This window comes from Streptomyces sp. NPDC014882, from assembly GCF_043081325.1.
Lineage (GTDB): Bacteria > Actinomycetota > Actinomycetes > Streptomycetales > Streptomycetaceae > Streptomyces.
Window position 1 is genome coordinate 156774 of the sequence record NZ_JBIBWL010000010.1, and the last position, 22939, is coordinate 179712.

Here is a 22939-nt window from a genome sequence, read left to right on the forward strand (position 1 = left end):
CCTCAGCCCAGCCAGACATATCCCGCGAGTCGCCCCGTGGTGCGATCGCGGCGGTACGAGAAGTGGTCCTGTGACTCGCGCGTGCACACCGGCGACCGCTCCCGGTCGTGCACCCCGAGCCGGTCGAGCTGCGCGTGCACCCCGGCGGTCACGTCGACCGCGGGAGTGCCCCAGGAGGTCTCGGCGTGCGCGGCCGGCTCGACGGCGGCCACCTCGGCCCGCATCGCCTCCGGCACCTCGTAGCACCGGCCGCAGACGGCGGGGCCGGTGCGGGCGACGATCCGGGACGGCTCGGCGCCGAGGCCGACCATGGCCCGTACGGCGGCGGGGACGATCCCCGCGACCATTCCGGGGCGGCCGGCGTGGGCCGCGGCCACGACACCGGCGACCGGGTCGGCGAGCAGGACGGGCGTGCAGTCGGCGGTGAGGACGGCGAGCGCGAGCCCCCGCTCCCGGGTGACGACCGCGTCGACCTCGGGCACCCGGCGCTCATCCCACGGACCGTCGACGACGGCGACGTCCGCGCCGTGCACCTGGTTCATCCAGACGACCCGGTCCGCCTCGAGCCCCAGCGACTCGGCCGCGGACTTCCGGTTGGCCCGTACGGCCCCGGGATCGTCGCCCACCGCGCCGCCGAGGTTGAGCTCCTCGTACGGAGCGGCGCTCACCCCGCCCCACCGGTCGGTGAAGGCGAAGTGCGCGCCGCTCGCGTGTCCGCGCTGTCCTATCACTTCAGGAAGTCCGGCACGTCCAGTTCCTCGGCCGCGCTGTCCGAGTAGCTGCGCGACGGCGGCACCGGCGGGGCGACCGGGATGTCGGCCACCGGCTCGGGTGCCGGCTCCGGCGCCTCCTTCGGGGTCACGCTGCCGAGCGAGCCGAAGGTCGGGCGGCTCTCGGGCTGCCGTACCGGAGCGGGCTCCTCGCGGCGGTGCGAGGCCGAGGAGGCCGAGGCCGAGGACGGGGCCGAGGAGGCCGACGAGGAGCCGGAGGCCGAGCCGAGGACGTTGTCCCGGCGGGCCGGGGGCTGGCCCCCGTCGAAGCCGGCCGCGATCACGGTGACCCGGACCTCGTCGCCGAGCGCGTCGTCGATGACGGCGCCGAAGATGATGTTGGCCTCGGGGTGGGCGGCCTCGCTGACCAGCTGGGCGGCCTCGTTGATCTCGAACAGGCCGAGGTCGGAGCCGCCGGAGATGGACAGGAGCACACCCCGGGCGCCGTCGATGGACGCCTCGAGCAGCGGCGAGGAGATCGCCATCTCGGCGGCGGCCACCGCGCGGTCGTCGCCGCGGGCCGAGCCGATGCCCATGAGGGCCGAACCCGCCTCGGACATGACCGACTTGACGTCGGCGAAGTCGAGGTTGATCAGACCCGGCGTGGTGATGAGGTCGGTGATGCCCTGGACACCGGAGAGCAGGACCTGGTCCGCCGACTTGAACGCGTCGAGGACGGAGACCTGGCGGTCCGAGATGGACAGCAGCCGGTCGTTGGGGATGACGATGAGGGTGTCGACCTCTTCGCGGAGTTCGGCGATGCCGTCCTCGGCCTGGTTCGCGCGGCGCCGTCCCTCGAAGGTGAACGGGCGGGTGACCACGCCGATGGTGAGGGCGCCCAGGGAGCGCGCGATGTTGGCCACGACGGGTGCGCCGCCGGTACCGGTGCCACCGCCTTCACCGGCCGTCACGAAGACCATGTCGGCCCCCTTGAGGACCTCCTCGATCTCCTCGCGGTGGTCCTCGGCGGCCTTGCGGCCGACGGCCGGGTTGGCTCCGGCGCCGAGTCCGCGGGTGAGTTCGCGGCCGACGTCGAGTTTGACGTCGGCGTCGCTCATCAACAGAGCCTGGGCGTCCGTGTTGATGGCGATGAACTCGACACCCTTGAGACCGACCTCGATCATCCGGTTGATGGCATTGACACCACCGCCGCCGACACCGATGACTTTGATGACTGCGAGGTAGTTCTGCGGTGCTGCCACGTCGAAGGCCTCTCGCCTCGAGTTACGTGTCGCTGGTTCGCGAGACGCTCTGCGCTCCACGATCCGGCGACTGATGCCGAATGGGACGGTCCGTTTCGCCGACCCGAACCCTAACGTTGAAGTTTAGGGTTACCAGTGTGCCTGTTCCTTGAAGTCTTCTGAACAGGACACTAAGTCGACAAGTGGCGCCCGTTCAACGAACACGCCGAACCTCCCGTTTTTCTTTTCACCCTATGTGATCAGCCATGTCGCTGCCCAACCAGGGTGCTGGCCTGCACCGATGTGCGTCAACTGCCCACTGACGCGGGGGCCGTGGGGACACTCACATCGAAGTGCCGCGCGTCCGGAGAGGCCTTCATCAGGGCGAGGATGGTACGACCCTTCGCCGCCGCGTCCTCGGCGCTGCCCCACGCGACGGTCCGGCCACCGCTCAGCTCCAGCGAGATGTCGTCGTAGGAACGGATCTTGACGACACGGGTGGCCCGGGCGACCGCGGACGGCAGACCGCCGGCGGCCCGCACCGCCTCACGGACGAGGCGGTCCTCTCCGAAGCGGCGCAGGCTCGCGGCGGCCGAACTCGACGGGGAGGGCTCCGCCTCCAGCAGCGGGACGCCCTTCGGCGCCCGGGAGACGGTGGCGAAACGGACACCCTCGTCGTCCACTTCGACGAATTTCCGCCCCTGCGGAACCAGCAGGACGGGCGTGCGCTCGGTCACCTCCAGATCGATTCCGTCGGGCCAGGAACGCGTCACGGCCACCGAGTCGATCCGGCGCAGCTTCTCCCTCAGCCTCGCCTCGATCGCACCGGTGTCGACGGAGACCACCGGTGACCCCACGGGGACGGCGGCGGCCTCGCGGACCTGGGCCGGGGTCAGAACCGCCGTGCCGGAGACGGAGACCCGCTCCACGCGCAGCCACGGGGAGCCGTACAGGAGCCAGCCGGCGCCGCCGCCGAGGAGGACGGCCACGAGCGCGACGACGAGGGCCCTGCGGAGCCGGCGCGGGCCGAGCCGCCGGACGAGGGGCGGGCCGGACGACTCCTGCTGGCGTGCACCGCGCTCGGCGGTGGCGGATCCGGCCACGCGCACTCCCTTTCCTGGCCCGGTTCGCCTCCGGGGCGCCGCGGCCGGCGCCGAACGGCGGGAGGTCCCCGACCGCTCGGCGCCGACGACGCCCCTTCGGCTCACTCGCCGATGCGTTCCCTAGTGGTGTGCACGGCCGGCGGCGATCGCCTCGTGCACCATGCCGACGAGCAGGTCGTCGGCGTCCCGGCGGCCGAACTCACCGGCGGCGCGGGACATCTCGTACAGCCGGTGCGGGTCGGCCAGCACCGGCAGGACGTTCTCCCGGATCCACTCCGGGGTCAGTTCCGCGTCGTCGACCAGGAGGCCGCCGCCGGCCTTGACCACCGGCTGGGCGTTCAGCCGCTGCTCGCCGTTGCCGATGGGCAGCGGGACGTAGGCGGCGGGGAGCCCGACGGCGGAGAGTTCGGCGACGGTCATCGCGCCCGCGCGGCAGAGCATCATGTCGGCCGCGGCGTACGCGAGATCCATCCGGTCCACGTACGGTACCGGGATGTACGGGGGCATTCCCGGCATCTGCTGGACCTGCGGCAGTTCGTTCTTCGGGCCGACCGCGTGCAGGACCTGGATGCCGGCCTGCTGGAGCCACGGGGCGACCTGCTGGACCACCTCGTTGAGGCGGCGGGCGCCCTGCGAGCCGCCGGAGACGAGCAGCGTCGGCAGGTTCGGGTCGAGCCCGAAGGCGTGCCGCGCCTCGGGGCGCACGGCGGCCCGGTCCAGCGTGGCGATGGAACGGCGCAGCGGGATGCCGATGTAGCGGGCGTCGCGGAGCTTGCTGTCGGGCGTGGAGACGGCGACGCGGGCGGCGTACCGCGAGCCGATCTTGTTGGCCAGGCCCGGGCGGGCGTTGGCCTCGTGGATGACGATCGGCACGCCCCGGCGCTTGGCGGCCAGGTAGGCGGGCAGCGCCACGTATCCGCCGAAGCCCACGACCACGTCGGCCTTGGTGCGCTCCAGGATCTGCTCGGTCGCCTTGATCGTGCCGCGCAGCCGGCCCGGGACGGTGATCAGTTCGGGGGTCGGCTTGCGCGGCAGCGGCACCGCGGGGATCAGCGCCAGCTCGTAACCCCGCTGGGGTACGAGCGTGGTCTCCAGACCGCGCTCCGTGCCCAGGGCCGTGATCCCCACCGAGGGGTCCTGCCTGCGCAGGGCGTCCGCGAGGGCGAGCGCGGGCTCGATGTGGCCGGCGGTCCCCCCACCAGCGAGTACGACATGCACCGAAATTCACCGCTCTCCGGACGTACGCGCCGCCGAGGCGCGCCGTCGCATCGTGTTCCATCTCCGGGGCCCCGTGAGACCCCCGGCTCCCCGCTTTCTACCAAAGCGGCGGGGCCGCATCGCAAGCGCCGCCCGCGCAGCGGGCTCGTCGCGTGCGAAGGCGATCAGCAGCCCGATGGCGAACATGGTCGGCAGCAGGGCGGATCCCCCGTAGGAGAACAGCGGGAGGGGGACACCGGCGATCGGCAGCAGGCCGAGCACCGCACCGATGTTGATCACGGCCTGGGCCGTGATCCAGGTGGTCACGCCTCCCGCGGCATACCTGACGAAGGGGTCCTCCGTGCGTCCGGCCACGCGGATACCCGCATAGCCTAGAGCCGCGAACAGGGCGAGCACCGACAGCGTCCCCGCGAGACCCAGTTCCTCACCGGTGACGGCGAAGATGAAGTCGGTGTGCGCCTCGGGGAGTTGTCCCCATTTCTCCACACTCGCACCGAGTCCGGACCCGAAGATGCCGCCCGAGGCGAGGGCGTAGATCCCGTGCACGGCCTGCCAGCAGTCGGCCGCCCCGGACTTCGGTTCGGTGGCGCCGATGCAGGCGAGCCGCGCCATGCGGTTCGGACTGGTCTTGATGAGGACCACGCCGATCAGGGCGGCGACCGAGAGCACACCGGCGAAGAGGCGGGTGGGCGCGCCCGCCAGCCACAACAGGCCGAACAGGATGGCCGTGAGGATGATCGCCGTCCCCATGTCGCCGCCGAGCATGATCAGTCCGAGCAGCATGAACGCGCCCGGCACGAGCGGCACCAGCAGGTGCTTCCACTGGCTCAGCAGCGCCCTGTCCTGCTTGCGGGCCAGCAGGTCGGCGCCCCAGAGCACCAGCGCGAGCTTGCCGAACTCGCTGGGCTGGATCTGGAACGAGCCGCCGAGCGAGATCCAGTTCTGGTTGCCGTTGACGGCCATCCCTATCCCCGGCACCTGCACCAGGATCATCAGGAAGACGGCGCCCGCGAGGATCGGGTAGGCCAGCGCCCGGTGCAGTTTCACCGGCATCCGGGAGGCGGCCAGCATCAGCAGCCCGCCGATGGCGGCGGCGAGGAACTGCTTGCGGAAGAAGAACGAGCCCGGCAACGACATCTGCAACGCGGTGATCTGCGAGGCCGAGTAGACCATCACCAGGCCCAGCACGGTGATCAGCAGGCTGCCGCCGAGGATCAGGTAGTAGGCGGTCAGCGGCCGGTCCCAGGCCTTGCGGGCACGCGTGTAGAGCCGCAGCGCCGGGTTGTCGCGCGGCGGCCCCGCGGCGGGTCTGCGGACGGCCCGCTGGACGGGCGGCCGCCCGGTACGGCTACCGGGCACCGCAGCCTCCGGTGAGCATCGGCCTCGACGGTCGCACGCGTCCCTCCCAAGGTCCGCCCGGCAGGCGGCCGGGTCAGGCGCCGAGTTCGCGAACGGCCTCCGCGAACGCGTCACCGCGCTGGTTGTAGTTGACGAACATGTCCATGGAGGCGCAGGCCGGGGCGAGCAGCACCGTGTCGCCCTCGGCGGCGAGTGCGCGGGCCTCCCGGACAGCCGCGAGCATGGCCCCAGTGTCGGTCCGGTCGAGCTCGACGACCGGTACCTGCGGGGCGTGTCGCGTCAGGGCTTCCCGGATCAGGGCGCGGTCGGCGCCGATGAGCACGACCCCGCGCAGCCGCTTCGCCGACACCGCGACCAGCTCGTCGAAGGTCGCCCCCTTGGCCAGGCCGCCCGCGATCCACACGATCGACTCGTACGCCGCCAACGAGGCTTGCGCGGCATGGGTGTTGGTGGCCTTGGAGTCGTCGACGTACGCGACGCCGTCCAGGTCCGCCACGTGGGCGATCCGGTGGGCGTCGGGTGTGAAGGCCCGCAACCCGTCCCGCACGGCCGTGGCGGGCACCCCGAAGGCGCGCGCCAGGGCCGCCGCGGCAAGGGCGTTGGCGACGTTGTGCGGGGCCGGCGGGCGGACGTCGGAGACCTCTGCCAGTTCCTGGGCGTTCTTCTGCCGGTTCTCGACGAAGGCGCGGTCGACCAGGATGCCGTCCACGACGCCGAGTTGGGAGGGGCCGGGGGTGCCCAGCGTGAAGCCGACGGCCCGGCAGCCCTCCTCGACGTCCGCCTCGCGCACCAGGTCCTCGGTGGCCTTGTCGGCCACGTTGTAGACGCAGGCGACCCGGTTGCCCTCGTACACCCGGCCCTTGTCCTTGGCGTACGCCTCCATGGAGCCGTGCCAGTCGAGGTGGTCCGGGGCCAGGTTGAGCACGGTGGCCGAGTGGGCGCGCAGGGAGGGCGCCCAGTGCAGCTGGTAGCTGGAGAGCTCCACGGCGAGGACGTCGTAGTGCTCCTCGCCGAGGACGGCGTCCAGCAGCGAGACGCCGATGTTGCCGACGGCCGCCGTGCGCAGGCCGGCCGCCGTCAGGATCGACGCCAGCATCTGCGTGGTGGTGGTCTTGCCGTTGGTGCCGGTGACGCAGAGCCAGGGGGCCGCGTCGGGTCCCCTGAGCCGCCAGGCGAGTTCGACGTCGCCCCACACCGGCACACCGGCCGCGGCGGCCGCCGTGAACAGCGGCTTGTCCGGCTTCCAGCCGGGCGCGGTGACGATCAGTTCGGTGCCCTCGGGCAGGGTCGCCCCGTCGCCGAGGCGCACGGTGACGCCCAGCTCCAGCAGCTCCGCGGCCTGCTCGCGCGCGCGTGCGTCGTCGCCGTCGTTGACGACGGTGACGTGCGCGCCGAGGCCGTGCAGCACCTTGGCCGCCGGGATGCCGGAGACGCCGAGCCCGGCGACGGTGACGTTCTTCCCCTGCCAGTCGGTCACTTTTCTGCTGCCCATCCCGCGTAGAAGAGACCCAGTCCGACGATCACGCAGATGCCCTGGATGATCCAGAAGCGGACCACGACGAGGACCTCGGACCAGCCCTTGAGTTCGAAGTGGTGCTGGAGCGGTGCCATCCGGAAGACGCGCTTGCCGGTCATCCGGAAGGAGCCGACCTGGATGACCACCGACATGGTGATGAGGACGAACAGGCCGCCCAGGATGGCCATGAGCAGTTCGGTGCGGGAGCAGATCGCGAGACCGGCGAGCACGCCGCCGAGCGCCAGCGAACCGGTGTCGCCCATGAAGATCTTGGCCGGCGAGGTGTTCCACCACAGGAAGCCGAGGCAGGCGCCCATCAGCGCGGAGGCGATGACCGCGAGGTCCAGCGGATCGCGCACCTCGTAGCAGGCGCTGGGGTTGGTCAGGGTCTCGCCGTTGGCGCAGGACTCCTGGAACTGCCAGACGCCGATGAAGGTGTAGGCGCCGAAGACGAGGACGGAGGCGCCGGTGGCGAGGCCGTCCAGACCGTCCGTCAGGTTCACGCCGTTGGACATGGCGAGGATCATGAACAGCGCCCAGACGACGAACAGCACCGGGCCGATCGTCCAGCCGAAGTCCGTGATGAACGACAGCTTCGTGGAGGCGGGGGTGTTGCCGCGCTGGTCGGAGAACTGGAGCGAGAGCACCGCGAAGGCGATGCCGACGATCAGCTGGCCGGCCATCTTCGCCTTGGCCCGCAGGCCCAGCGAACGCCGCTTGACGATCTTGATGTAGTCGTCGAGGAAGCCGACCAGGCCCATGCCGCACATCAGGCCGAGCACCAGCAGGCCGGAGTAGGTCGGCGGCTTGCCCGTGATGACCTTGGACAGGAAGTACGCCGCGACCGTCGCCAGGATGAAGGCGATGCCGCCCATGGTCGGCGTACCGCGCTTGCTGGCGTGCTCGCGCGGGCCGTCGTCGCGGATGTACTGGCCGTACCCCTTGCGTGCGAGCAGCTTGATCAGCAGCGGGGTGCCGACCAGCGTCAGGAAGAGGCCGATGACGCCCGCGAACAGGATCTGATTCATCATCGGGCGGCGACCTCACCCTCGGCACCGGTCTCGAGCAGCGCCTGCGCGACGCTCTCCAGACCGACCGAACGGGACGCCTTCACGAGTACGACGTCTCCCGGGCGCAACTCGCTGCGCAACAGGTCGACAGCCGCCTGTGCGTCGGACACGTGCACCGACTCCTCACCCCACGAACCCTCGTTGTATGCGCCCAGTTGCAGCCAGGCGGCTTCCCTGCCCCCGACCGCGACGAGCTTGCCGACATTGAGCCGGACGGCGAGCCGTCCGACCGCGTCGTGCTCGGCGAGCGCCTCGTCCCCCAGCTCGGCCATCTTGCCGAGCACCGCCCACGTACGGCCCCCCTTCGCCTGTGAGGCTCTGCCCATTGCGGCGAGCGCGCGCAGGGCGGCTCGCATGGACTCGGGGTTCGCGTTGTAGGCGTCGTTGACGATCGTCACGCCGTCCGGGCGCTCGGTGACCTCCATCCGCCAGCGGGAGAGGGAGTCCGCCTCGGAGAGAGCGGTGGCGATCTCTTCCGCGGACATACCCAGCTCATGGGCGACGGCGGCCGCGGCGAGCGCGTTCGACACGTGATGCTCACCGTACAGGCGCATGGTCACATCGCTTGCACCGGAGGGTGTGTGAAGCCTGAAGGCGGGCTGTCCGGTGTCCGTGAGTCTCACGTTCTCGGCGCGTACGTCCGCTTCGTCGGACTCTCCGAAAAGGACCACCTTCGCCTTCGTACGGGAGGCCATGGCGCGGACCAGGGGGTCGTCGGCGTTGAGGACCGCCACGCCGCCCTCGTCCGCGGGCGGGAGGCTCTCGACGAGTTCGCCCTTCGCCTGGGCGATCTGCTCGCGGCCGCCGAACTCGCCGATGTGGGCGGTGCCGACGTTGAGCACGAGGCCGATCCGCGGCGGCGTCAGACCGGCGAGGTAGCGGATGTGGCCGATGCCGCGGGCGCCCATCTCCAGGACGAGGAACCGGGTCTCCTCGGTGGCGGACAGGGCGGTCAGCGGCAGCCCGATCTCGTTGTTGAGGGAGCCGGGCGTGAACACCGTCGGCGCCTTGCGCCGCAGGACCTGGGCGACGAGGTCCTTGGTGCTGGTCTTGCCGGCCGAGCCGGTCAGGGCGACGAGGGTCGCGCCGAGCCTGCGCACGACGTGCCGGGCGAGGGCGCCGAGCGCCGTCTGGACGTCGTCCACGACGATCGCGGGCACGCCGACGGGCCGCGAGGCCAGCACGGCCGCCGCACCCGCCTCGACGACCGCCCGCGCGTAGTCGTGGCCGTCCACCCGTTCGCCGACGAAGGCGACGAAGAGGCTGCCGGGCTCCACCTCGCGGGAGTCCCGGACGACGGCTCCGGTGACCTGCGCGGACGGATCCGGTATGTCGTACGTCTGCCCGCCGACGACTGCTGCGATCTCGGCGAGGGAGAGGGCGATCACAAGTTCATCCCTGGGTCTTCTGGATAGCTTCGCGAAGCACCTGGCGGTCGTCGAAGGGACGGACCACACCGGCGATGTCCTGGCCCTGCTCGTGGCCCTTGCCCGCGACCAGCACGGTGTCCCCGGGCCGCGCCCGGCCGACGGCGGCGGCGATCGCGGCGGCCCGGTCCTCGAACAGCTGCACCTCGCCGCGCTCGTGGGCCGGTACGGACGCGGCGCCCTGGAGCATCGTGGCGAGGATCCCGAGGGGGTCCTCGGAGCGGGGGTTGTCGGAGGTCAGTACGGCGGTGTCGGCGAGCCGGGCCACGGCGGCGCCCATCGGGGCCCGCTTGGTGGTGTCGCGGTCGCCGCCGCATCCGAGCACCACGTGCAGCCGGCCCTCGGTGACCTTGCGCAGCGCCTTGAGCACCGACTCCACGGCGTCCGTCTTGTGCGCGTAGTCGACGACCGCGAGGTAGTCCTGTCCGGCGTCCACGCGCTCCAGCCGGCCCGGCACGCCCGGTACGGCGGCCACGCCGTCGGCGGCGGTCTGCGGGTCGAGTCCGGCGGCGGCGAGGGCGACGACGGCACCGAGGCTGTTGGCCACGTTGAAGGGGCCGGGGATCGGCGACCTGGCCGCGATCCGCTCGCCCCGGGGGCCGAGGACGGTGAACGTCGAGTCCATCGGGCCGACCCGGACGTCCACGGCCCGCCAGTCGGCGTCGGGGTGGCCCTCGGCGGAGAACGTGACGACGGGGACGGTGGCCTCGCCGGCCAGCCGGCGGCCGTACTCGTCGTCGAGGTTGACCACCCCGAGCCTGCTGCGCCGCGGGGTGAACAGCTGCGCCTTGGCCCGGAAGTAGTCCTCCATGTCGGAGTGGAACTCCATGTGCTCCGGGCTGAGGTTGTTGAACACGGCGATGTCGAAGACGCAGCCGTCGACCCGGCCGAGGACCAGGGCGTGGCTGGAGACCTCCATCGCGACCGCCTCGACGCCGCGTTCGCGCATGACGGCGAACAGGGCCTGGAGGTCGGTGGCCTCCGGGGTGGTGCGCTCGGACTTGATGCGCTCGTCGCCGATGCGCATCTCGACCGTGCCGATGAGGCCGGTCGCCCTGACCTTCCTCAGGCCGCCCTCGACGAGGTAGGCGGTGGTGGTCTTGCCGGAGGTGCCGGTGATGCCGATCTGGAGCAGCTCGCGGCCGGGGTGGCCGTAGATGGTGGCCGCCAGTTCGCCCATCCGTCCGCGCGGGTCGTCGACGACCAGGACCGGCAGGCCGGTGGCGGCGGCGCGTTCGGCGCCGGCCGGGTCGGTCAGCACGGCGACCGCGCCGAGGCCCGCGGCCTGGGTGGCGAAGTCGGCGCCGTGCAGGCGGGCGCCCGGGAGGGCGGCGTAGAGGTCGCCGGGGCGGACGGCGCGCGAGTCGTGGGTGATGCCCGTGACCCGCGCGGCGCTCTCCGGCTGCTCGGCACCCAGCTGTCCGGCCAGCTCCGCCAGGGGTGTGGCGGCGACGTGGACCGGTCGCGGCGGTCCCGGGTACGTCACGGAAGCGCCCTTCGGGGTGGTGGGGGACTGATCAGCGTGTGGCACGGCGGTGAGCGTACCGGGCGGGGCTGGTCGGGAGCGAAGTGAGGCGGCGGGTGGTGCCTGGTTCGCGGGGTCGGGGGTGATCATGGTCACGGGCTGGTTCCCTGGCTGGTTCGGCGCTGAACACGGGCGGCGGACGGGACGGCGGGCGGGACGGCTGACTGGCGGGCGGGGCGGGCTGGGTCAGGGAGCGAAGGAGACCGGGAGGTTCGCGGGCTTCCCCCCGGTCGGCGGGATCTGGAGCGTCTTCAGGGAGAACTCCATGACCTGCTTGAAGATGGGGCCACAGATCTGGCCGCCGAAGTAGCTGCCCTCGGTGGCGTTCTGGATCGCGCAGTAGACCGTCACCCGGGGGTTGTCGGCGGGCGCGAACCCGGCGAACGACGAGGTGTAGCCGCGGTACTTGCCGGTGGCCGGATCCACGCGGTTCGCGGTACCCGTCTTGCCCGCGACGCGGTATCCGGGGATGCGCGCCTTGGTGCCGGTCCCCTCCTCGTCGTCCACCACCGACTCCAGCATCTGCGCGAGGGACTTGGCCGTCTTCTGGCTCACCACCCGGGTCTTGCGGGGGGCCTCGGCGGGGGTGAAGCGGCCGTCGGGTCCCTTGGTGCCGCGCACCAGGCTCGGTTCGACGCGCACGCCGCCGTTGGCGATCGTCGAGTAGACGGAGGCCGCCTGGAGCGCGTTGATGGAGACGCCCTGGCCGAAGGGGATCGTGTACTGCTGCGAGGTCGACCAGTCGCCGGGGGCCGCGAGGATGCCCTTGGTCTCGCCGGGGAAGTCGAGCCCGGTGTAGCCGCCGATGCCGAACTTGCGCAGGTAGGAGTAGAGGATCCGGTTCGCCTGCGCCTGGGTCCTGCCGAGCTGGCCGGTCGCCAGGATCGTGCCGATGTTGCTGGACTTGGCGAGCACGCCGTTGAGCGTGAGGTACCAGGTGGGGTGGTCGATGTCGTCCTGGAACAGCCGGTCGCCGCGGTGCAGCCGGTTGGGCACGGTGACGTGCGTGAGCGGCGTGGCGGCGTCCTCCTCCAGCACGGCGGCCATCGACATGACCTTGGCGGTGGAGCCGGGCTCGAAGGCGTCCTGGAGGGCCGCGTTGCCGAGGGCCTCGGGGCGCGCGTCGGACAGGTCGTTGGGGTCGAAGCCGGGCGAGTTGGCCAGGGCGAGGATCTCGCCGGTGCGGGTGTCCTGGACGATGACGTAGCCGCGGTCCGCCTTGGAGGCCTTCACCTGCTCGGTGATGGCGTTCTGCGCGGCCCACTGGATGTCCCGGTCGATCGTCAGCTCGACGTCGGAGCCGGGCACGGCCGGCGTCTCGGTGGAGCCCGCGGTGGGCACCTGACGGCCGCCGGACTGGGCGTAGCGGATCTTGCCGTCCTGGCCGGCCAGGGTGGTGTTCAGCTTCTGCTCGATGCCGCCGCCGCCCGTGCCCTCGGCGTTGACCCAGCCCAGTATCCCGGCGGCCAGCTCACCGTTGGGGTACACGCGCTTGCTGCTCGGGACGGAGAAGACGCCGGCCAGGACGTTGGCCGTGGCGGGGTCCGACTCGGCCTTGGCGGCGAGCGCGGACTTCAGGTCCTTGATCTGCTTCCAGACCTGCGGGGTCTGCCGCCCGGCCAGCTTGGTGTAGCGGACGTTCGCGTCGCCGGGGCGCAGCTTCCCGACGAGCGCGGACTGCTCCTGGCCGAGGATCGGCGCGAGGAGGGCGGCCGCCTGTTCGGGCCCGTCGTCGATCTTCAGCTGCCCGCGGGCGAACATGGTCGGGTCGGCCGTGATGTCGTAGGCGTCCTCGCTGGAGGCGAGGGCCACGCCGGAGCGGTCGGTGATCTCGCCGCGCTCGGCCGTCAGGACCTGGCCGACATAGCGGTTCTGTTCGGCCTTGGCGGCATAGGTGCCGGCGTCCACGGCCTGCACCTGGAGCAGCCGGATCACGAAGGCGATCATCACCAGGGTCAGCGCGAGGCCGACCATGCGCAGCCGCGGGCGCGGGCTGCCGAGCCGGATGACGCGGGGGGCCGCGGGCCGTGCGGCCGGGCGGCGGGCGGGGCGGGCCCCGGGTCCCGGTCGGCGCCGGGCCGACGCGGGGCCGGCCGGCCGGGCCGGGCGGGCGGGGCCGGGCACGCGCCGGCGCGGCGGTTCCCTGTCGGACACTTCCGTCACCTGCCGGGAGTCGTGGGAGTGGCTGCGGTCGCGGACCCGCCGGGGGCGGTCGCCGCCGGGCCGGGCGCGGCCGCGGCGGTCGGGGAGGCATCGGGGGCGGCGGGGGCGGTGGCCGCCGGGAGGGCCGGCAGGGTCGCGATGGCCTCGGGGGGCCGTGCGGCGAGCGGGGTCTCCGCCGGGACGCCGGGGGCGGCCGAGGGGACGCCCTTCACGGTGCCGTCGGGTTCGAGGAAGGCCGGGTCGCCGCCGGGGACCATGCCCAGTTCCCGCGCGCGGCGCTGGAGGGCGTCCGGGGCGGAGTAGGAGTCGATGTCCCGCTGGAGCGCCTGTTCCTCGTCGGTGAGGTTCTTGGTGTCCTTCTGGAGGTCGTCCATCTCGAACGAGCCCTCGCTGAGCGCGGAGTTCAGCACCAGCAGGCCGATCAGGCCACCGCCGAGGAGCAGCACGACGAGCAGGACGAACGGTGTGCGGGCCGCCTGTCGCGGCCGGGCCGGGAAGAGCCGCGCGAGCCGGGCGGCCCGCCCCTTCAGCCGGGGTTTCCTGCTCACTCGCCCTCCCCTGGGCCGTCCGTCACGAACCCGCTGGGCCGGAGTGTCCCCCGGTCCGCCCGCCGCACGCCCGTCACTCGACGTCCTCCCTGATGCGCTCGGCCCCGCGCAGCCGCGCCGGGGCGGCCCGCCGGTTCTCGGCGATCTCCTCCTCCGTGGGAAGTTCGGCACCACGGGTGAGCAGCTTGAGGCGCGGCTGGTAGCGCTCGGGGACGACGGGCAGCCCGGCCGGCGCGGTGGTGGCGGCGCCGGCCGCGAACACCTGCTTGACCAGCCGGTCCTCCAGCGAGTGGTACGACAGCACGGCGATCCGTCCGCCGACGTCGAGGGCCTTCACGGCGGCCGGGATCGCCCGTTCCAGGACGGACAGCTCGCCGTTGACCTCGATGCGCAGCGCCTGGAAGGTGCGCTTGGCCGGGTTGCCGCCGGTGCGCTTGACCGCCTGCGGCAGGGCGTCGCGGATGAGCTCGACGAGCCGGGCGCTGTTGGTGAAGGGTTCCTTCTCCCGTTCGCGCACGATCGCGGAGACGATCCGCTTGGCCTGCTTCTCCTCGCCGTAGGCCCGCAGGATGCGCACCAGTTCGCCCGGCGGATAGGTGTTGAGGACCTCGGCGGCGCTGATGCCGGTCGTCTGGTCCATGCGCATGTCGAGGGGGGCGTCCTGCGCGTAGGCGAACCCCCGGTCCGCCTCGTCGAGCTGCATGGAGGAGACGCCGAGGTCGAACAGGACGCCCTGCACGCGGGGGATGCCGAGCCGCTCCAGCACGTCGGGGAGTTCGTCGTACACGGCGTGCACGAGGGTGGCGCGGTCCTGGTGGGGGGCGAGGCGCTCGCCGGACAGCCGCAGGGCCTCCTTGTCGCGGTCGAGGGCGACGAGGCGGACCTCGGGGAACCGGGTGAGCAGGGCCTCGCTGTGTCCGCCGAGGCCGAGCGTGCAGTCGACGACCACCGCCCGGGGCTGCTGGAGGGCGGGGGCCAGCAGGTCCAGGCATCGCTGGAGCATCACCGGGACGTGCCGGCTCCGTCCCTCGCGCCGCCCGTCGTCACCCTCGTTCGAATGCGCTTCGCGCCCCATCGGTCCTGGGCCCTCTCAGATCCGGCGGATCCCGTACGCACCGCCGGGTCCCCGCCCGCTCGAAGAAGGGGAGGTCCGCCGGCGCCGGAAGCGTCAGCCGACCGGGAGCGGGAGGAGGCCGAGCCGTACGTACGCGCCGCGCACGCGGGGAGATCCCCGGCGGCCGCGCCGGGGTCTCTCGGGGAATTCAGTCCAGCGGGGAGATCACCGCCTCCCGCTTCGCGTCACTTTAGTCCACCCTGTCTCGCGGTCAATCAACCGGCCTGCGCGTCGTGCTCCGGCTGGCGTGTGAAGCGGCGATTACGGGAAAATCACTCCTACGGACTTCCTTCCGCCACTCGTGTGGGTTACCTCACACAAGACCGGGATGACATTCTTCACCCCCTCTCACCACGAGACCGGAGAGCTTGTGACCAGTAACGTCATGGGTATGACGACTTCCGCATCGGTACCCACCGGCTCCGAGGCCGCCATGCCCACTGGCGGCTCGGTCACCGAACGCCTGGTCGACGCGAACCGGCGCTACGCCGCCGCGTTCAGCGACCCGGGAATGGACGCGCGCCCCGTCCTGCACGTGGCCGTGGTGGCCTGCATGGACGCCCGACTCGACCTGCACGACGCCCTCGGCCTGGCACTCGGCGACTGCCACACCATCCGCAACGCGGGTGGCGTCGTCACCGACGACGTGATCCGCTCCCTCACGATCAGCCAGCGCGCCCTGGGCACCCGCAGCGTGGTGCTGATCCACCACACCGGCTGCGGCCTGGAGAGCCTCACCGAGGAGTTCCGCCACGATCTGGAGATGGAGGTGGGGCAGCGTCCGGCATGGGCGGTGGAGGCCTTCCGGGACGTCGACCAGGACGTGCGGCAGTCGATGCAGCGCGTGCGCACCTCGCCGTTCCTGCTGCACACCGACGACGTGCGGGGCTTCGTCTTCGACGTGCGGACGGGGCTGCTGAGGGAGATCGACCCGGCCGAACAGTCCTAAGACCTGACATATCGCCGTCAGTTGTCCACGGGCGAGTGACACGAAACGGTAACGGCAGCAAGAATGCGGGAGTGGCGTCGCGCTGAGCATTTCCCGCGTGGTGTCCGTGTTTCGGGGTGGGCCGGTCCGCACGACAGCGCGTCGGCCCGGAAAGAACGGGCCGAGGAGGGCCGGGTGACGACCTATGACGAGCGTGCGAGCCTCACTGATCTGACCGCCACTGTGGAGCGCGTCCGCAGTTCGGTGGAGGGAGTGATCGAGGGCAAGCCCGAGGTCGTACGGCTTTCTCTGACGGTGCTTCTCGCCGAGGGACATCTTCTGATCGAGGATGTCCCCGGCGTGGGCAAGACGATGCTGGCCAAGGCGCTGGCCCGGTCCATCGACTGTTCGGTCCGGCGCATCCAGTTCACGCCCGACCTGCTGCCGTCGGACGTCACCGGCGTGTCCATCTGGGACCAGCAGCGCCGGGACTTCGAGTTCAAGCCGGGCGCGATCTTCGCGCAGATCGTGATCGGCGACGAGATCAACCGCGCCTCGCCCAAGACCCAGTCCGCGCTGCTGGAGTCGATGGAGGAGCGCCAGGTCACCACGGACGGGCAGACCTACGAGCTGCCCAGCCCCTTCATGGTGGTGGCCACCCAGAACCCGGTGGAGATGGAGGGCACCTATCCGCTGCCCGAGGCCCAGCGCGACCGCTTCATGGCCCGGGTCTCCATCGGCTATCCCAGCCCGGAGGCCGAGCTGCAGATGCTCGACGTCCACGGCGGGGTGAACCCCCTGGACGACCTCCAGCCGGTGGCCCACGCGCACGAGATCCTGAAGCTGATCGAGGCGGTCCGCGGGGTCCACGTCGCCGAGGCGGTCCGGCGGTACGCGGTCGACCTGGTCTCCGCCACCCGCACCCACCCCGACCTCAGACTCGGCGCCTCCCCGCGCGCGACCCTGCACCTGCTGCGCGCGGCGAAGGCGTCCGCCGCCCTCGGCGGCCGGGACTACGCGCTGCCGGACGACGTGCAGAACCTCGCCGTGGCCGTCCTGTCCCACCGGCTGCTGCCCACCGCGCAGGCCCAGCTGAACCGCCGCACCTCGGAGCAGGTCGTCGAGGAGATCATCCAGCGCACCCCGGTACCCACCGGCTCGCAGCAGCAGCGCGGCTACGGCCTGGGCGGCGGTCCCCAGGCGTACGGCCGGCAGCCGCCGCGGAGGCTCGGATGACCCTCGGCGCGGCCGGACCGGCGGAGGCGGACGGCGGGGCGAGGGGCGGCGGGGCGAGGGGTGGCGCGCGCACCGCCCTGGCCGGTCTCACCACGCGTGGCCGCTCCTTCCTGGCGGCCGGGGTCGCCGCCGCGGTCTGCGCCTACGTCCTCGGCCAGCCGGACCTGCTGCGCGTCGGGCTGCTGCTGGCCGCGCTGCCGCTGGTCTGCGCGGCCGTGGTGTACCGCACCCGTTACCGGGTGGCCGGCAGCCGCCGGCTCTCCCCCGCGCGCGTGCCCGCCGGCAGCGAGGCCCGCGTCCACCTGCGGATGGACAACGTCTCCCGTCTGCCCACGGGCCTGCTGATGCTCCAGGACCGGGTGCCCTACGTCCTCGGCCCGCGCCCCCGCTTCATCCTGGACCGGGTCGAGGCGGGCGGCCGGCGCGAGGTGTCCTACCGGGTCCGTTCCGACCTGCGCGGCCGCTATCCGCTGGGCCCCCTGCAGCTGCGGCTGAACGACCCGTTCGGCATGTGCGAGCTGACCCGCTCCTTCTCGACGTACGACACCCTGACGGTCGTACCGCGCGTGGAGGCGCTGCCGGCGGTCCGGCTGGGCGGCGAGGCGAAGGGGTACGGCGACGGGCGGCAGCGCTCGCTGGCGCTGGCCGGCGAGGACGACGCGATCCCGCGCGGCTACCGCTACGGCGACGACCTGCGCCGCGTCCACTGGCGTTCCACCGCCCGCTACGGCGAGCTGATGGTGCGCCGTGAGGAGCAGCCCCAGCGCTCCCGCTGCACGGTGCTGCTGGACACCCGCGGACCCGCCCACCGGGGCGCGGGCCCCGACTCGGCCTTCGAGTGGGCGGTCTCGGGCGCCGCGTCCGTCCTGGTGCACCTGCTGGAGCGGGGCTTCTCCGTCCGGCTGCTGACGGACACCGGCAGCTCGGTGCCGGGCGAGGGCACCGAGGGTTTCGCCGGGTCCGGCCAGGGATCGGCCGACGCGGCCGGGCTGATGATGGACACCCTCGCGGTGATCGACCACTCCGACGGCACGAGCCTGTCGCCGGCCCACGACGTGCTGCGCGGGGGCAACGAGGGGCTGCTGGTGGCCTTCCTCGGCGACCTCGACGAGGAGGAGGCGGCGGTGATCGCCAAGATGCGCCGGCGCAGCGGGGCCGCCGTCGCCTTCCTCCTGGACGGGGACAGCTGGGTGCGTGAACCGAATGACGTGCCTCATCCGATGAACAGGCACCAAGAGCGGCTGCGGATGCTGCGCGAGGCGGGCTGGACGGCCGTGAGCGTGCCGCGGGGCGCTTCGCTGGAGGAGCTGTGGCGGCAGGCGGACCGGGAGCGTTCGGGGGTCGTGACGGCCGGCGGACCGAGCGGAAGGGGGACGGGATCATGAGCGGTCGGGCCCGGCTGACGCTGTGCGCCGCGGCGGCCACGCTGATGGCCGCCTCCGCCCTGCTGCCCCTGGTCGAGCAGATCTCGTGGATCCTGACGGCGGCCGTCCTGCTGGCCGTCCAGTGCGGGGTCGGCGCGGCCACCCGGCGGGTGCCGCTGGCCCGGCCGCTGACCGTGCTGGCCCAGGCCCTGGTCACGCTGATGCTGCTCACCCTGGTCTTCGCCCGGGAGCAGGCCCTCGTCGGGCTGGTCCCCGGCCCGCAGGCCTTCCAGCACTTCGCCGACCTGCTCCGCGCGGGCACCGACGACGTGGGGCGGTACGCGATACCGGCGCCGCTCTCCGACGGCATCCGGCTGATGATGGTCGGCGGTGTGCTGCTGATCGGGCTCGCGGTGGACACCCTCGCGGTGACCTACCGCAACGCCGCGCCGGCCGGCCTGCCCCTGCTGGCGCTGTACTCGGTCGCCGCGGGACTCTCCGACGCCGGGACCGACTGGCTCTGGTTCCTGGTGGCCGGCGGCGGCTACCTGATGCTGCTGCTCGCCGAGGGCCGGGAGCGGCTCTCGCAGTGGGGCCGCGTCTTCGGAGGCGCCCCGCGCGGCCCGGGCGCCCCGGGCGAGCGGTCCGGCCCGGTGGCCCCGGTGCGCACCGGGCGGCGCATCGGTGCGGCAGCCCTGGGCGTGGCGCTCGCGGTGCCGTTGCTGCCGCTGCCCGCGATCGACGGCGGTCTGCTGGGCGACGCGGGCGCCGGGGTCGGCCAGGGCACCGGCGGCGGGGGCACGATCTCCGCGGTCAACCCCCTGGTGTCGCTGCGCGACAGCCTGAACGTGAACGAGGACCGCACGGTCCTGACCCTGCGCACGAACAGCGGCGACATCTCGGACCTGTACCTGCGGATCGTCTCCCTGGACGACTTCGACGGCACCACGTGGAAGCCCTCGAAGCGCGGCGTCGTCGCCGTGCCCGACGAGCTGCCCACCCCGCCCGGCCTGAGTCCGGGGGTGCGGCGCGCGGAGATCACCACCCGGGTGTCCGCCGCCGACTGGTACGCCCAGGACTGGCTGCCGATGCCGTACCCGCCGAGCGGTGTGCAGGTCAGCGGCAGGTGGCGGTACGAGCCGGTCGGCATGACCGTGGTCGGCGACCACCGCCAGACCACCCGCGGCAAGACCTACGAGGTGAACAGCCTCCAGGTGCGGCCGACCGCGAAACAGCTGGCCGCCGCCCCGGAGGCCCGCGGTTCGCTGCGCGAGGAGTACACGGAGGTGCCGGACACGCTGCCGACGGTGGTGGCGCGGACGGCCCGCGAGATCACCGCAGGCTCGTCGAACGACTACGAGCGGGCGGTGAAGCTCCAGGACTGGTTCGCGGTGACGGGCGGCTTCGAGTACGACACCGAGGTCGAGGTCGGCAGCGGGAAGGACGCGCTCGCCCGCTTCCTGCGGGACAAGCAGGGCTTCTGCGTGCACTTCTCGTTCGCGATGGCGGCGATGGCCCGCACGCTGGGCGTTCCGGCCCGGGTGGCGGTGGGCTTCGCGCCCGGTTCCCCGCAGTCCGACGGTTCGGTGGCGGTGAGCCTGAAGGACGCGCACGCCTGGCCGGAACTGTATTTCGAGGGCGTGGGCTGGACCCGTTTCGAGCCGACCCCGACCCGGGGGACGACGCCCCCGTACACGGTGCCGGAGACCTCGGGCAGCGCCGTCCCGGACCTGCCGCAGGCTTCGCGGTCGGCGGGCGCGGCGCCGTCGGCCGAGCCGTCGGCGAGTACGAGCTGCACCGCGGAGGACAAGAGGCTCCAGGTCTGCGACGACGCGCTGCCGCTGGACCGGGCGGATCAGGGCGGCGGCGGCCCGCCCTGGTACCGGATCGCCGGCTGGACGGCCCTGGGGCTCGTGGTGCTGGTGCTGCCCCTGCTGCCGATGGTGTGGCGGCTGAGACGGCGGTCGGTGCGGCTGGCCTCGGCCCGGCACACCGGTTCCGCGGCGGCGGGCCGGACGAGCGTCGCGCGGCCGGCGGACGTCTCCGGTCCCGCGGTGCTGCTGGACCCGCCGCCGGAGGAGGTCACCGAGGCTGCCGTGGCCCACGTCCTGGGGGTGTGGCGCGAGCTGACCGACACGGCGTGGGACTACGGGATTCCGCCCGACGACGCGCTGACGCCCCGCCGGGCGGCTGCCCGGATCGTCCGGCTCGGCGAGCTGGACCCGGCGGCGGCCGGATCCGTGCACCGGGTGGCGGGCGCCGTGGAGCAGGTCCTGTTCGCCCCGCGGCCGCGGGCCGAGGCCGGGCTGGCCGAGGAGGTGCGCACGGTGCGAGTGGCCCTGCGGGCGCGGGTCGGCCGGCGGGCCCGGCTGCGCGCGGTCGTGGCACCGCGTTCGGCCGTCCGCGTGGTGTGGGACCTCAGCGACCGCTCGACGGCGGCCAGGGCGACCTGCTCGGCCCGCCTGGCGGCCCTGGCCCGTCGGGTACGACCGGGCGGCCGTGCGGCCGGCGCCCGGACAGGCGGCTGAGGCCCGGACGGCGTCCGGGGCCGCGACGGGCGACGCGGCTCGGACTCCGTCCGGCCACCGAGGCCGCTGCCACTCGGCAAGGCCCCGGCAAGGCTCCCGCAGGGCCGGCGCTGTGCGGCCGGTGACGACGCGTGTGGCCCCCGCTCGGGAGAGATCCCGCAGCGGGGGTCGATCGCTGTTCCGTGGCGGGTCGGCGGGTCGGCGGGTCGGCGGGAGCATCCCCTCCGCGCGCGGAGGTGCCGTGAGAGGGCATGTGTGAGGGGGTGACCACCCGGTCGGGCGGTCACCCCCTCACCACGTCTTTGTGCGGCTCCGGCGTCTCACCGGCCACCGGCCGGGCGCGGGCCCGGCACAGCCCCGGTGGTGCCTCAGTGGCCCGGTGCGCCGCCCTGCTCGTCGCGGCGGCGCTGCCAGCGCTCCTCGATCCGGTCCATCACCGAGCGCTTCGGCCGTCCCTGCCTGCCCGCCCGGGGGGTGCCGGCCGGCTGTTCGCCCGGCTTGGGGGCCTTGCGCCAGCCGGTGACCGCGAGGACCGCGCACCCGAGCATGACGAGGAAGCCCACCACGCTGAGCCAGACCTGCTTGGCGACCATACCCGCCATGAGGAGCGCGATACCCACGAGGAAGCCCGCGACGGCCTGGTAGACCCGGCGCCGGGTGTACGTACGCAGCCCGCTTCCCTCAAGCGCCGACGCGAATTTAGGATCTTCGGCGTACAGCGCTCGCTCCATCTGCTCGAGCATGCGCTGCTCGTGCTCAGAGAGCGGCACGGAGTCCTCCTCATCGTGCAGTCGCCGGGGCGACCCGGGGGGTCCCTTCAGGATAGGCAGGGAATCGCCCCCGTGAAACCCGCCCCTCTGCGCCAATTGGCCAACCGGAGCCCGCCATGAGCGTCTCGGGTCCGCTGGGGGTTCCATTCCCCGGCGGCCGACCCGTCATGCCGGGCGGTCTCCCTCGATCATACGGCGCGCTTCGGCCGAACGGGGGGCCTGTGGCGTACTCCATGTGCGGCCGCGCGCCTGATCAGCGGCGCGCCTCAGGAGTGGGCGGCGGCCTCATCGGGACCGCGGGTCTCGCCGAGCACGTGGAGCTGTGTCGCCACGGAGTGGAAGGCGGGCAGTTCGGCCGCCGCCTCCTCCAGCTTCAGCAGTGCCTCCAGGGCGCCGGGCTCGGTGTCCACGAGCACGCCGGGCACGAGGTCGGCGAAGACCCGCACCCCGTGCACGGCGCCCACCCGCAGGCCGGCGCCCTCGACCAGCGCGGTGAGCTGGTCGGCGGTGAAACGGTGCGGCACGGGGTCGCCCTCGCCCCAGCGGCCGTCCGGGTCGGTGAGGGCCTGGTGGGCCTCCGTGAAGTGTCCGGCGAGCGCGCGGGCCAGGACGGCGCCGCCGAGGCCGGCGGCGAGCAGGCTGAGGACCCCCTCGGAGCGCAGCGCGGCCACCACGTTGCGGAGGCCTTCGGCGGGGTCGTCGACGTACTCCAGGACGCCGTGGCACAGGACGGCGTCGTAGCCGTCGCGCCGGACCACGTCGAAGAGGCCGTGGGCGTCGCCCTGGACGCCCTGCACGCGGTCGGCGACTCCGGCCTCGGCGGCGCGGCGCTCCAGCGCGAACAGCGCGTTGGGGCTGGGGTCGACGACGGTGACCCGGTGCCCGAGGCGGGCGACCGGCACCGCGAAGTTGCCGCTGCCGCCCCCGGTGTCCAGCACGTCCAGGGACTCGCGCCCGGTGACCTTGACCTGGCGGTCGAGGGCGTCCTGGAGGACCTCCCAGACCACGGCGGTGCGGAGCGAGGCGCGGGGGCGGGAGGGGCCGGAACGCAGCGACGCCGTGTGGGAGTGGCGGTGGGAGACGGACGGGCGCATGGGGTCCGGCACGGCAGTTGACTCC

Annotated in this window: 18 protein-coding genes; 4 read left to right on the plus strand and 14 right to left on the minus strand. The window is 73.0% G+C overall.

Features of this window, described 5'->3' with window-relative positions:
- Window positions 1–2: 2 nt before the first annotated feature.
- The 12 genes from pgeF to rsmH all read right to left on the minus strand — a co-directional run bounded on the left by pgeF (window position 3) and on the right by rsmH (window position 14955).
- Window positions 3–731, minus strand: coding sequence for a peptidoglycan editing factor PgeF (gene pgeF / locus ACF09K_RS23050; RefSeq protein ID WP_392246243.1), 729 nt, complete (start codon window positions 729–731; stop codon window positions 3–5).
- On the minus strand, window positions 728–1972 hold the full coding sequence (gene ftsZ / locus ACF09K_RS23055) for a cell division protein FtsZ (RefSeq protein ID WP_392246245.1): 1245 nt from the start codon (window positions 1970–1972) through the stop codon (window positions 728–730). The genes pgeF and ftsZ overlap by 4 nt, the downstream gene beginning before the upstream one ends.
- 287 nt (window positions 1973–2259) lie before the next feature.
- Window positions 2260–3054, minus strand: coding sequence for a cell division protein FtsQ/DivIB (locus ACF09K_RS23060; RefSeq protein ID WP_392246246.1), 795 nt, complete (start codon window positions 3052–3054; stop codon window positions 2260–2262).
- Window positions 3055–3174: 120 nt separating this feature from the next.
- Window positions 3175–4272 (minus strand): undecaprenyldiphospho-muramoylpentapeptide beta-N-acetylglucosaminyltransferase, encoded by a 1098-nt coding sequence (murG, locus tag ACF09K_RS23065; RefSeq protein ID WP_392246248.1) that lies wholly within the window; start codon window positions 4270–4272, stop codon window positions 3175–3177.
- A 6-nt stretch (window positions 4273–4278) separates the two neighbouring features.
- Window positions 4279–5631, minus strand: coding sequence for a putative lipid II flippase FtsW (gene ftsW / locus ACF09K_RS23070; protein ID WP_392246249.1), 1353 nt, complete (start codon window positions 5629–5631; stop codon window positions 4279–4281).
- Window positions 5632–5704: 73 nt separating this feature from the next.
- Window positions 5705–7123: a UDP-N-acetylmuramoyl-L-alanine--D-glutamate ligase gene (murD, locus tag ACF09K_RS23075; protein WP_392246250.1), complete on the minus strand. Its 1419-nt coding sequence runs from the start codon at window positions 7121–7123 to the stop codon at window positions 5705–5707.
- Window positions 7105–8178 carry a phospho-N-acetylmuramoyl-pentapeptide-transferase gene (gene mraY, locus ACF09K_RS23080; RefSeq protein ID WP_363087225.1) on the minus strand — a complete coding sequence of 358 codons (1074 nt, stop codon included), beginning with the start codon at window positions 8176–8178 and terminating at the stop codon, window positions 7105–7107. Before mraY ends, murD begins: the two co-directional genes overlap by 19 nt.
- Window positions 8175–9605 carry a UDP-N-acetylmuramoyl-tripeptide--D-alanyl-D-alanine ligase gene (gene murF / locus ACF09K_RS23085; protein WP_392246253.1) on the minus strand — a complete coding sequence of 477 codons (1431 nt, stop codon included), beginning with the start codon at window positions 9603–9605 and terminating at the stop codon, window positions 8175–8177. Before murF ends, mraY begins: the two co-directional genes overlap by 4 nt.
- 4 nt (window positions 9606–9609) lie before the next feature.
- Window positions 9610–11130, minus strand: coding sequence for a UDP-N-acetylmuramoyl-L-alanyl-D-glutamate--2,6-diaminopimelate ligase (locus tag ACF09K_RS23090; protein WP_392246438.1), 1521 nt, complete (start codon window positions 11128–11130; stop codon window positions 9610–9612).
- A 225-nt stretch (window positions 11131–11355) separates the two neighbouring features.
- Window positions 11356–13323, minus strand: a complete 1968-nt coding sequence (locus tag ACF09K_RS23095; protein ID WP_392246255.1) for a peptidoglycan D,D-transpeptidase FtsI family protein — start codon at window positions 13321–13323, stop codon at window positions 11356–11358.
- Between the two features lie 5 nt (window positions 13324–13328).
- Window positions 13329–13880 carry a septum formation initiator family protein gene (locus ACF09K_RS23100; RefSeq protein ID WP_392246256.1) on the minus strand — a complete coding sequence of 184 codons (552 nt, stop codon included), beginning with the start codon at window positions 13878–13880 and terminating at the stop codon, window positions 13329–13331.
- A gap of 73 nt (window positions 13881–13953) precedes the next feature.
- Window positions 13954–14955, minus strand: a complete 1002-nt coding sequence (gene rsmH / locus ACF09K_RS23105) for a 16S rRNA (cytosine(1402)-N(4))-methyltransferase RsmH (RefSeq protein WP_392246258.1) — start codon at window positions 14953–14955, stop codon at window positions 13954–13956.
- A gap of 430 nt (window positions 14956–15385) precedes the next feature.
- On the opposite strand from rsmH, the gene ACF09K_RS23110 reads away from it, so the two are divergent.
- From ACF09K_RS23110 to ACF09K_RS23125, 4 genes are all read left to right on the plus strand, one after another.
- Window positions 15386–15943, plus strand: coding sequence for a beta-class carbonic anhydrase (locus ACF09K_RS23110; RefSeq protein ID WP_392246261.1), 558 nt, complete (start codon window positions 15386–15388; stop codon window positions 15941–15943).
- 174 nt (window positions 15944–16117) lie between these two features.
- Window positions 16118–17158 carry an AAA family ATPase gene (locus ACF09K_RS23115; protein ID WP_392246262.1) on the plus strand — a complete coding sequence of 347 codons (1041 nt, stop codon included), beginning with the start codon at window positions 16118–16120 and terminating at the stop codon, window positions 17156–17158.
- Window positions 17155–18543, plus strand: coding sequence for a DUF58 domain-containing protein (locus ACF09K_RS23120; protein WP_392246264.1), 1389 nt, complete (start codon window positions 17155–17157; stop codon window positions 18541–18543). The genes ACF09K_RS23115 and ACF09K_RS23120 overlap by 4 nt, the downstream gene beginning before the upstream one ends.
- Window positions 18540–21050, plus strand: coding sequence for a DUF3488 and DUF4129 domain-containing transglutaminase family protein (locus ACF09K_RS23125; RefSeq protein ID WP_392246266.1), 2511 nt, complete (start codon window positions 18540–18542; stop codon window positions 21048–21050). Before ACF09K_RS23120 ends, ACF09K_RS23125 begins: the two co-directional genes overlap by 4 nt.
- A 368-nt stretch (window positions 21051–21418) precedes the next feature.
- Here the strand turns inward: ACF09K_RS23125 and ACF09K_RS23130 are convergent, their stop codons facing one another.
- A complete protein-coding gene (locus ACF09K_RS23130) occupies window positions 21419–21820 on the minus strand; it encodes a DUF3040 domain-containing protein (protein WP_392246268.1) in 402 nt (133 codons plus the stop codon).
- Between the two features lie 266 nt (window positions 21821–22086).
- Window positions 22087–22926 carry a methyltransferase gene (locus ACF09K_RS23135; protein WP_392246270.1) on the minus strand — a complete coding sequence of 280 codons (840 nt, stop codon included), beginning with the start codon at window positions 22924–22926 and terminating at the stop codon, window positions 22087–22089.
- Window positions 22927–22939 lie beyond the last annotated feature (13 nt).